This window comes from Acidisphaera sp. S103, assembly GCF_009765975.1.
In the GTDB taxonomy this organism is placed as follows: domain Bacteria; phylum Pseudomonadota; class Alphaproteobacteria; order Acetobacterales; family Acetobacteraceae; genus Rhodopila.
In genome coordinates this window covers 1,051-10,360 of record NZ_LMUJ01000086.1, presented here as the reverse complement: position 1 = coordinate 10,360, position 9,310 = coordinate 1,051, and the positions used below count along the sequence as shown (strand labels likewise).

Here is a 9,310-nt window from a genome sequence, read left to right as displayed (position 1 = left end):
TCAACACCCGACCCGCTACAGCGGCAGCGCCCCAGCCTATCGCGCCCGATGTGATGACGTCGCCGCGAACGGCTACCAGGAAATGGCCCTGAGCTGACCAATCAAACGTCGCCTTTCCCGCTCGACGTTGCCTATCCGTCATGGCCGGGCATGTCCCGGCCATCTGCCCCCCACCGTTCGCGCGAAGACGGCCAGGCCGCACCCGGCCATACGGCAACCAGCCAGCCGCCCCTCACCCAACGCCCGGAGACCCGCTAACCCCCCAGCCGCTGCCTCGCCAGCGCCGTCCCCTGCCCCAACGCCACCAGCTTCGCCGCCGCCACGTCCACCGACATCGGCGCCATGCCGCAATTGGTGCACGGGAACAGCCGATCGGCCGGCACGTACGCCAGCGCATCGGCGATCACGCCGGCGACCTGTTCGGGCGTCTCCACCACGTCCGTCGCGACATCGATCACCCCGACCAGCACGTCCTTGCCAGCCAGCAACCCCAGCAGCCGCAACGGAACCTTGGCATTACGGCATTCCAACGACACCTGGTCGATCGCACTGGCGGCCAGCACCGGAAAAATCTGCTCATACTGCCGCCATTCGGCACCCAGCGACCCTTTCCAGTCGATATTCGCCTTGATGCCGTATCCGTAACAAATATGCACCGCCGTGGTGCACCGCAGCCCCGCAGCGGCACGCTCCAGCGCTCGGATACCCCAGGTAGCAACCTCATCCATGTAGACATTGAACGCCGGCTCATCGAACTGGATCACATCGATCCCATCTGCCTCCAACGCCCTGGCCTCCTGATTCAGCAGGTCCGCGAACGCCATCGCCAGCGCGACCTTGTCGCCGTAGTGCGTATCGGCAATCGTATCGACAAGCGTCATCGGCCCCGGCAACGTGAACTTCAACGTCCGCCCCGTATGCGCTCGCGCCACGCCAGCCTCAACGGCGTGGACACGATCGATCAGGCGCAGGGGACCGGTTACAACCGGTACCATCGCCTTGTAGCGATCGTTACGAATACCCATCTCGACCTTGTTGTCGAAATCGATCCCCGCGATCCGCTCCAGGAAACCATGCACGAAATGCTGGCGAGACTGCTCGCCGTCGGTGACGATATCGATCCCGGCATCTTCCTGGCGCTTCAGCCACAGCAGGGTCGCATCGCGTTTCGCCGCCGCCAGCGCCTGCCCCGAACCCTTCCAAGGCGCCCACAGCATATTCGGTTCGGCGAGCCATTCCGGCTTCGGCAGGCTGCCGGCGATCGTCGTGCGCAACATTCCCGTTTTCTCCCCCAGAGCATGATCGCGCTGGGCGGAACGTCCAGAGCGCGTGAATCATGCGATCAAACAAAACGCTCTAAGGTTCCGCATCACGGAACCGACACGATACCCACCCCAAACAACTGTTACGGCAACAGAAATGGTTGCACAACCGTCCGAAACGGTTCCAGCGCCTCACACCGCTCGGCATGCGACGCCAGCGCCGGCCATCGCGCCATGGCGAACAGCGGCCCATGCGCCTCGATCACAAACCTGATCGCGCAGGCGACCGCGATGTCCGCGTGACCAATGGCCGCGCCGAACCAGAACGGCGTGCCGCGGCCGGCGCGATCGGCATCCAGCGCATCCATGACCGCCGTTATTTGTTCGACGCAACGATCGACCCAGCGCTGAGACACCGGCTGATGCAGCACACGCTCATACACCAGGCTGACCGATTTGTCGGAAAGGCCGGTGGCCAACGCCGCGACCCGCAAGGCCTGACGCCGCGCCGGACCGCCGGCGGCGATCATCGCCCTCGCGGGACCCACGGCCTCATCGAGGTGATCCAGGATCGTCACGCTATCCACCAGCACCTCGCCATCGTCGAGCACCAGCGTCGGCACCCGCCGAAGCGGGTTATAGGCCGCAATTTGTCCGGCATCCCGAAAGACAGACCAGGGCCGATGCTCAAACGCGATGCCATACAGCCGCATCGTGATCCCGACGCGCCGCACGAACGGAGAATCGAACTGGCCGATCAGGATCATGCGCTGTCTCCTTCCGGGGCTTAACCGGAATACGGAGAAAAACCGAAATCCCCCGTTCGTTCGCCCCGACTTCGTTTTTATCACAACGAATGCCGAAGGGCGACGGGACACCGCGAAAAGGCGCCGTACCAATGCGAATCGATGCTATTGCCGCCCCGCACGCGCAGTCCCGGTTTTTGCCGAATATCGATGCGCCGGCCGGGTCGCATGCAGCCGCGACGATGATCGGCGTCGTCCTGGGGTTCACGGCCGCCATGGCGGGTATCGCCCTGCACCGCCGGCTTTCGGGCCACCAACCGCTGACCACCTATCCTCCGGTCGTCAGGTTGCGGCAGGAAGGCTGGCATTTTCCAGCCGGTTCAGCGGAATAAACCGCCGGCACGGCGATGGTGGATAATTTTGTGATCGGCCGGCACAGCGATCGAACGTGCTGGCGCCCGCCAAGACGGGTAACATGATTCTGATGATAGGCCTTCGAGTCGGCTAAGAGGGGATTCGGTATGACCATCCGAGCGGTTTTGATGTGGTACCTCGGTGCCCTTGTCGTCATCGGCGGCTCCGGCGCCGCCGGCTATGCCGGGCTGAAGCAACACCAGGCGCAGTTGGCGCAGCAGTCGTCGACGCAGGTCGCGGCGCTGCCAACCGAACCGCCAGCGGCCGCCATAGCCGCCATAGCCGCCGTTCAAACCCCGGAGGCCGCACCAACGCCGCCCCCGTCCCCGCCCGCACCAACCAAGACCGCCGCGTCACAGCTTGGCCAGCCCTGGCCGCCGCTGCAGCAGGCGGTCACCCCGACCGAGGTTGCCGCGTCACCGCTGCCGCTGCCCTGGCCGCTGCCGAAGGCGTTCACCGCCCATAACCGCGTCACCAAACATGCATCGCGCCCCGTGATCGCGTCGTCGCATCGCGTGTCCGTCCGCCCCAACCCGCCGCATCGCCCCGCGGTCTATGCGACAGCGCACGTGCCGTCCGCGCCGCGCGTCACCTACTACGCCTATCCGGGATATTATCCGTACCAGCAGGGCTACCCCTATTATTCCTACTATTCGCGGTATCCCGCCTACAGCACCTACTGACCCCGGCAGGCCGGGCCTGACGAAAACCCCGGGAAAGACCTGTCAGACCGCCAACACCATCCCGTCGTACCCGGCCTCCACCCCCGCCGGCAGGTTTTCCCGCATCCACGCCCAATCCATGTCCGTGCCCATGTGGGTCAGCACGGTCCGCCGGGGCCGCAACCGCTCAACCCATTCCAAAACGGTCTTCAGATCCGCATGCGTCCAGTGCGGGCCGCGCCGCAGGAAGCACCCCACCACCCAGGTATCCACCCCCTCCAGGATCGAGAACGCGGCGTCGTTCAGCGCCACGACATCGGTTGAATACCCGAACGCCCCGATCCGCAGCCCCAGCGTATCCACCCGCCCATGGTTCTGCGTGAACACCTGAACCGGCAGCCCCGCCGCCTCAAACAGGTCGCCGTGGCTAACCGGTCGTCCTTCCAACACCGGCCGATAGAAATGCGGTGGCTCCCAAGGCCGGAACGCGTAGCCGAACCGCCGGATCAGATCGGTCAGCGTCGCCATTGTCGTGAACGCCGACAGCGGCCGCCCGGCAATCCGGTTCAGAATCCGAACATCGTCGATCCCGGTGATATGATCCGCATGCGCGTGCGTAAATAAAACCGCATCCACACCCGGGATCCCGCACCTCAGCAACTGCTCTCGCATATCAGGTGAGGTATCGACCAGAAGTCGTTGACCAATTTCACTTTCTACCACGATAGACGACCGAGTCCGCCGGTTCCGCGGCTCCCCGGGATCGCAATCGCCCCAGTCGCCACCGCCATCGGCACCGCCGATCATCGGCACCCCAGCCGATCCCCCGGTTCCCAGCAGCGTCACCTTCATGCGGCGGCTTTCCGGAACAACCGCCGGAAGTTCCCCGTCGTCAGGTCCGCCACCGCCGCCGGCGTCATCCCCCGCACCTCGGCCAACACCTTGGCGGTGTGCGCAACCCAAGCCGGCTCATTGCGCTTGCCCCGGAACGGCACCGGCGCGAGGTAGGGCGAGTCAGTCTCCACCAGCAGCCGGTCCAGCGGCACATCGGCGGCGATCGCCCGCAATTCCGCCGACCGCGGAAACGTCAAAATCCCCGAGAAACTGACATACCCACCCATCGCCAGCGCCGCCTCCGCCAGCCCGCGCCCCGAGCTGAAGCAGTGCAGCAGAAAGTCGAACGGCCCGCCGCTGTCGCGTTCTTCCCTCAAAATCAAAGCGATATCATCATCGGCATCCCGCGCATGGATACACAGCGGCACCCCCGCCAACCGCGCCCCCCGAATATGCGCTCGGAAATTCTCCGCCTGCACGTCCCGAGGCGACCGGTCATAGAAATAGTCCAGCCCCGACTCACCAATCCCAATCACCCGAGGATGCGAGGCCATTTCCGCCAGTGCCTCCGGCGTTGGCACCGGCGCCTCGGCCGCATGATGCGGGTGGACCCCGATCGTGCACCACAGGTTCGGAAACCCCGCGATCAGCGCCGGCAATCCCCCAGATTGCGCCATCGACGTGCCGATCGTTACCATTTCCCCGACACCGGCCGCCTCGGCCCGAGCCACGACGTCCGGCAACTCGGCCGGCGTGAAGTAGTCCAGGTGACAATGACTATCGACGAGCATCAGGCCGCCGGCTCCACATAGCGGGGAAACACCCCCTGAGGCGGCGGCAGCGCCTGCCCATCCACCAACGGCACGCCCAGTTCGGCGAACCCCCGCCCATCCGCCGGAACCCCCAACTGATCCAGCATCCGCGCCATGCTGTCCGGCATCACCGGCTGCAACAGCGTGGCGACCACCCGGATCGTATCCACCAGCACCCGCAGCACCGACCCCATGCGCACCTTGTCGGTCTTATTCAACGCCCAGGGCGCCTGCCGGTCGATATACCCGTTGGCCGCGCGAATGACCTTCCAGATTTCCTCCAGCCCATCGTGGAATGTCTGGCGATCGACATGCCCTCGCACCAACGCCAGCAGCCCATCCGCCGCCACCTGCAGCGTCGTATCGTCCGCCGTCACCGCACCCCTCGCCGGCAGCACGCCACCGCAATTGCGAGCCACCAGGGACAACGTCCGCTGCGCCAGGTTCCCCAGGTCGTTGGCCAGATCGACATTGATCCGGCTGATGATCGCCTGGTGCGACAGCGATCCGTCCGCCCCGAACGGCTTCTCCCGCAGCAGGAAATACCGGATCTGATCCAGCCCAAAAATCTCCGCCAGCTTCCGAGGCTCCACCACGTTCCCCAGCGACTTGGACATCTTCTCCCCGTCCATCAGCCACCAGCCGTTGGACGTCACCCGCTTCGGCACCGGCAGCCCCGCCGCCATCAGGAACGCCGGCCAGTAGACCGCGTGAAACCGGATGATGTCCTTGCCGACGAAATGCACATCCGCCGGCCAGAACCCCCACCGAGGCGCCGCCTCATCCGGAAACCCGCAAGCGGTGACATAATTGTTCAGCGCATCCAGCCAGACATACATCACGTGCCCCGGCGCCCCCGGCACCGGAATCCCCCAGTTGAACGTCGTCCGGCTGATCGACAGGTCCAGCAGCCCGCCCTTCACGAAGCTGGTCACTTCGTTCCGACGTGAAGAAGGTGCGATAAAGTCCGGATTTTCCTGATAAAACGCCAACAGCCGGTCCTGCCAGGCCGACAGCTTGAAGAAGTACGACGGCTCCTTCACCCATTCCACCGGCGCCCCGCTGGGCGCCACCCGAGACCCATCCGGCCGGACCGTCAGCTCACCCTCATCATAAAATGCTTCATCCCGAACGGCATACCAGCCTTCGTAATGCCCCAGGTAGATGTCGCCATTCGCCTCGATCCGCTTCCACAGTTCGGCGCAGGACATTTTGTGCCGCTCCTGCGTCGTGCGCATCCAATCATCGTACGACACCCCCATGGCGTCGCTCATCGCCCTGAAATCAGCCGAGATTCCATCGGTAAACGTTTGCGGATCGACACCAGCGGCCGCCGCCGCCTGCTCCACCTTCTGCCCATGCTCGTCGGTGCCGGTCAGGAAGAACACATCATACCCGTCCAGCCGCTTGAACCTGGCCATCACGTCGGCGGCGATGGAGGTATAGGCGTGGCCGATATGCGGCGCCCCGTTCACGTAATAGATCGGGGTCGTGATGTAGAATTTCTCGGTCATAGGTCTTCTTTGAGCTGTATCGCCTCGCATGCCGATCCCGGCACCGGACGGTTATAACCCGGGATCGCGCGATGGCCTATGCGTCGTTGGAATGCCGATAGGGCCGATCCGCGTCATATGCTATGACCGGGCGTTACCGGGAGTTCCCCATGTCGACAACACGGATCGACGATCCCGTGCTGATCCGCTTCCGCCACGCCCTGACCGGTGCCTACGGCAGTAAGCTGGTACGCGTCGCCCTGTTCGGCTCCCGCGCCCGAGGCGACGCCCGCCCCGACTCTGACTACGACGTCGCCGTGTTCATCCACGAACCGGAAGGGTTTGGCGAAGAATCGGCTCGTTTGGCAGAGATCGAGACAGATATCCTTTTCGACACCGGCGCCATGATCAATGCCCTTCCCTTTCGCGCCAGTGCCTACAACGACCGGACCGGTTTGATGTCCGAACTGCGGCGTGACGGCATCGATCTATGACGCCGGAAGCCCGGGATTATCTGGCGACTGAATAACGAAATAACGGCAACGCGCGTCCCACCTCACTCGCTCAACATCCCGATCCCGGCGACAATCGCCTGCCGCTTATCCCCCGAGAACCGTTCCGTTTCGTCCTGCAATCGGGTCAGGCCCTGCCAAATCTGCCCCCAGGCATCCAGCGACCGCAGCGCGACCAGCCGTTCCTGGTCCGGATCCGCTCGGCCCCGCACGCTGTCCCGCACCGCCGACGCCACACCCGCCCGCATCAGGTCCATGAACGTCGAGAACCCCGTCTCGCTGCGCCCCAGCATATCCGCGATCTCGTACCCGCGCGAAACCGGCACCGCCGGCATGTCCGCCAGCAGCTTGTCCACCAGCAGCGCGATTTTCAGCCCCTCATCCTCCGCCAGCATGATCGCCCGCCCCGGCGAGCCCTCCGCCAGGGTCATCAGCCGCCCCCGCTCATCCGCATCCAGCCCCGGCAGATACTGCCCCAACAGCACCCCCATCGCCGCGTCGTCCAGCGGCCCCAACCGCAACCGCCGGCACCGGCTGCGGATTGTCGGCAGCAGCCGTCCCGGCGCCGAACACACCAGCAGCAGGATCGCCCGCGGCGGCGGTTCCTCCAATATCTTCAGCAGCGCATTGGCCGAGGCGGCATTCATCTCCTCCGCCCCATCGACGACAACCACCCGCCAACCGCCCTCGGCCGGAGTCAGCGACATGAACCCATTGATCTTGCGCACATCCTCGACCGCGATCTGGGTCTTCATGCGCTTGGTCTTCTCGTTCAGTTCCCGCTCGATCGTCTTCATGTCGGCGTGGGAACCCGCGGCGACGCGCCGGAACACCGGATCGGCGGGGTCGAGCGCCAGGGTGTCCCCAGCCCCCCGCCCAGCCAGCAGCCGCCGCGCGAATCGGTAGGCCAACGTGGCCTTGCCGACGCCCTCCGGCCCCGTGATCAACCACGCATGATGCATCCGCCCCGCTCGTATCGCGTCCAGGATGGTCGTCTCGGCGTCCGCATGGCCGAGAAGAAGCGGATTGGCACGGGGTTCAGGGGCAGGCATGACCGGGTTATAGCGGAGGTTTCCCGCCCACGTCACACCCGCCGGCGACAGGCCGGCCGCCCCACCCCTGGACGCAACCGCCCCCAGACGGCATGGTTCCAGAAACCAAGCCCACCGCGAACAGATGTTTGTTTGCCGGCGGGCAACCTATATCTACACGTGAACCGACCGAAGACGACCAGGGAACCCGACTTATGGACCACATCATCGGCCAGGCCTCGCCCGAAGCCGCCGCCAACGCCAACATGATCGTCGACGGCGACCAGAAGACCTTCATGCAGGACGTGATCGAGGCCTCCCGCACCATCCCCGTCCTGGTGGATTTCTGGGCGACCTGGTGCGGCCCCTGCAAGCAACTGACCCCGACGCTGGAGAAAGTCACCAAAGCCGCCGGCGGCCGCGTCAAGCTGGTCAAGATCGACATCGACGCCAACCAGCAGCTCGTCCAGCAGTTGGCCCGCCTCGGCCTGCCCATGCAGTCAGTTCCCACCGTCGCCGCCTTCTGGCAGGGCCAGATTGCCGACGTCTTCCAGGGCGCGCAGCCCGAATCCGAAGTGAAACGCTTCGTCGAGGCCCTGCTGAAGGCCACCGGCGGCTCGATGCCCGCCGCCGACCTGCTGGCCGAGGCCAAGGCCGCGCTTGAGCAAGGCGAACCCCAGCAAGCCGGCGAACTATTCAGCGCCCTGCTGGGTGAGGAACCGGAAAACGGTGAGGCCTGGGGCGGCCTGATCCGCTCCCTGATGGCCATGGACCAGGAAGAGGCCGCCGAGGAAGCCCTGTCCCAGGTCCCCGAAAAACTGGCCGACCACGCCGAGGTTGCCGGCGCCCGCAGCGCCCTCGCGCTCGCCAAGGAAGGCCGCGCCGCCAAGGACCAGTTGCAGTCCCTGCAGGCCCGTCTCGCCGCCGACCCGGCCGACCACCAGGCGCGCTATGACCTCGCCACCGCCCTGAACGCGATGAACGAACGCGAGCAGGCCGCCGACGCCCTGCTGGAAATCGTTCGCCGCGCCCGCACCTGGAACGAAGGCGCCGCCCGCCTGCAACTGCTGAAATTCTTCGAGGCCTGGGGCTTCGACGATCCCGCCACCCAGGCCGCCCGCCGCCGCCTGTCGGCGCTGCTGTTCAGTTGAATGGCGGCGTTTCACCCACAACCTGAGGACCTCCCGGCCGAATTCGCGGTCTTCCCCCTGCCGGGGGCGCTGTTGTTGCCGCGGGGCAAGCTGCCGCTGAACATTTTCGAGCCGCGCTATCTGGCGATGGTCCAGGACTCGCTGGCCGCCGGCCGCATGTTCGGCATGATCCAGCCGGATTCCAACGCGCCCGCATCGGGCGATGAGCCGGGACTTTACCGCATCGGCTGCCTCGGCCGGCTGTCGTCGTTCAGCGAAACCGACGACGGCCGCCTGCTCATCACCCTCACCGGCCTCGCCCGCTTCACCATCGCCGCGGAACTGCCGATGCAGCGCGGCTACCGCCGTGTGCGCGGCGATTTCTCCCGCTATACCGAAGACATGACGCTGACC

Annotated in this window: 11 protein-coding genes; 5 read left to right on the top strand and 6 right to left on the bottom strand. The window is 65.4% G+C overall.

Annotation, left to right across the window (positions count from 1 at the left end):
- Positions 1 to 254 precede the first annotated feature (254 nt).
- Complete coding sequence (locus GSQ89_RS28950) at positions 255 to 1,277, bottom strand: methionine synthase (protein ID WP_158931600.1); 1,023 nt, start codon at positions 1,275 to 1,277, stop codon at positions 255 to 257.
- Between the two features lie 128 nt (positions 1,278 to 1,405).
- The gene (locus GSQ89_RS28945) at positions 1,406 to 2,029 is read right to left on the bottom strand and encodes a glutathione S-transferase family protein (RefSeq protein ID WP_158931599.1); all 624 of its coding nucleotides are present in this window, start codon (positions 2,027 to 2,029) and stop codon (positions 1,406 to 1,408) included.
- Between the two features lie 131 nt (positions 2,030 to 2,160).
- Here GSQ89_RS28945 and GSQ89_RS28940 point away from each other — a divergent pair, with 131 nt between their 5' ends.
- A complete protein-coding gene (locus tag GSQ89_RS28940; RefSeq protein ID WP_158931598.1) occupies positions 2,161 to 2,400 on the top strand; it encodes a hypothetical protein in 240 nt (79 codons plus the stop codon).
- 129 nt (positions 2,401 to 2,529) lie between these two features.
- Positions 2,530 to 3,105 (top strand): hypothetical protein, encoded by a 576-nt coding sequence (locus GSQ89_RS28935; protein ID WP_158931597.1) that lies wholly within the window; start codon positions 2,530 to 2,532, stop codon positions 3,103 to 3,105.
- A 42-nt stretch (positions 3,106 to 3,147) separates the two neighbouring features.
- On the opposite strand, the gene GSQ89_RS28930 is transcribed toward GSQ89_RS28935, so the two are convergent.
- The 3 genes from GSQ89_RS28930 to metG are packed head-to-tail and all read right to left on the bottom strand — an operon-like array spanning position 3,148 to position 6,244.
- Positions 3,148 to 3,936 carry an MBL fold metallo-hydrolase gene (locus GSQ89_RS28930; protein ID WP_158931596.1) on the bottom strand — a complete coding sequence of 263 codons (789 nt, stop codon included), beginning with the start codon at positions 3,934 to 3,936 and terminating at the stop codon, positions 3,148 to 3,150.
- Complete coding sequence (locus GSQ89_RS28925; protein WP_158931595.1) at positions 3,933 to 4,709, bottom strand: TatD family hydrolase; 777 nt, start codon at positions 4,707 to 4,709, stop codon at positions 3,933 to 3,935. The genes GSQ89_RS28930 and GSQ89_RS28925 overlap by 4 nt, the downstream gene beginning before the upstream one ends.
- Positions 4,709 to 6,244, bottom strand: a complete 1,536-nt coding sequence (gene metG / locus GSQ89_RS28920) for a methionine--tRNA ligase (RefSeq protein ID WP_158931594.1) — start codon at positions 6,242 to 6,244, stop codon at positions 4,709 to 4,711. The genes GSQ89_RS28925 and metG overlap by 1 nt, the downstream gene beginning before the upstream one ends.
- Positions 6,245 to 6,393: 149 nt before the next feature.
- Between metG and GSQ89_RS28915 the strand changes: the two genes are divergently transcribed.
- The gene (locus tag GSQ89_RS28915; RefSeq protein WP_158931593.1) at positions 6,394 to 6,717 is read left to right on the top strand and encodes a nucleotidyltransferase domain-containing protein; all 324 of its coding nucleotides are present in this window, start codon (positions 6,394 to 6,396) and stop codon (positions 6,715 to 6,717) included.
- Positions 6,718 to 6,779: 62 nt separating this feature from the next.
- Here the strand turns inward: GSQ89_RS28915 and GSQ89_RS28910 are convergent, their stop codons facing one another.
- Entirely contained in the window at positions 6,780 to 7,787 is a 1,008-nt protein-coding gene (locus GSQ89_RS28910; RefSeq protein WP_158931592.1) for a DNA polymerase III subunit delta', read from the bottom strand.
- Positions 7,788 to 7,981: 194 nt separating this feature from the next.
- On the opposite strand from GSQ89_RS28910, the gene GSQ89_RS28905 reads away from it, so the two are divergent.
- Positions 7,982 to 8,917: a co-chaperone YbbN gene (locus GSQ89_RS28905; protein ID WP_158931591.1), complete on the top strand. Its 936-nt coding sequence runs from the start codon at positions 7,982 to 7,984 to the stop codon at positions 8,915 to 8,917.
- Positions 8,918 to 9,310 (top strand): LON peptidase substrate-binding domain-containing protein (locus GSQ89_RS39490; RefSeq protein WP_254073416.1); only part of this gene is annotated, 393 nt, incomplete at its 3' end.

Bases quoted from the DNA above. Each gene is read 5' to 3' on its own strand.
- GSQ89_RS28910 (WP_158931592.1), bottom strand. From the start codon at position 7,787: ATGCCTGCCCCTGAACCCCGTGCCAATCCGCTTCTTCTCGGCCATGCG.
- GSQ89_RS28905 (WP_158931591.1), top strand. From the start codon at position 7,982: ATGGACCACATCATCGGCCAGGCCTCGCCCGAAGCCGCCGCCAACGCC.
- GSQ89_RS28945 (WP_158931599.1), bottom strand. From the start codon at position 2,029: ATGATCCTGATCGGCCAGTTCGATTCTCCGTTCGTGCGGCGCGTCGGG.
- GSQ89_RS28935 (WP_158931597.1), top strand. From the start codon at position 2,530: ATGACCATCCGAGCGGTTTTGATGTGGTACCTCGGTGCCCTTGTCGTC.
- GSQ89_RS28950 (WP_158931600.1), bottom strand. From the start codon at position 1,277: ATGTTGCGCACGACGATCGCCGGCAGCCTGCCGAAGCCGGAATGGCTC.
- GSQ89_RS28915 (WP_158931593.1), top strand. From the start codon at position 6,394: ATGTCGACAACACGGATCGACGATCCCGTGCTGATCCGCTTCCGCCAC.
- metG (WP_158931594.1), bottom strand. From the start codon at position 6,244: ATGACCGAGAAATTCTACATCACGACCCCGATCTATTACGTGAACGGG.
- GSQ89_RS28930 (WP_158931596.1), bottom strand. From the start codon at position 3,936: ATGAAGGTGACGCTGCTGGGAACCGGGGGATCGGCTGGGGTGCCGATG.
- GSQ89_RS28940 (WP_158931598.1), top strand. From the start codon at position 2,161: ATGCGAATCGATGCTATTGCCGCCCCGCACGCGCAGTCCCGGTTTTTG.
- GSQ89_RS28925 (WP_158931595.1), bottom strand. From the start codon at position 4,709: ATGCTCGTCGATAGTCATTGTCACCTGGACTACTTCACGCCGGCCGAG.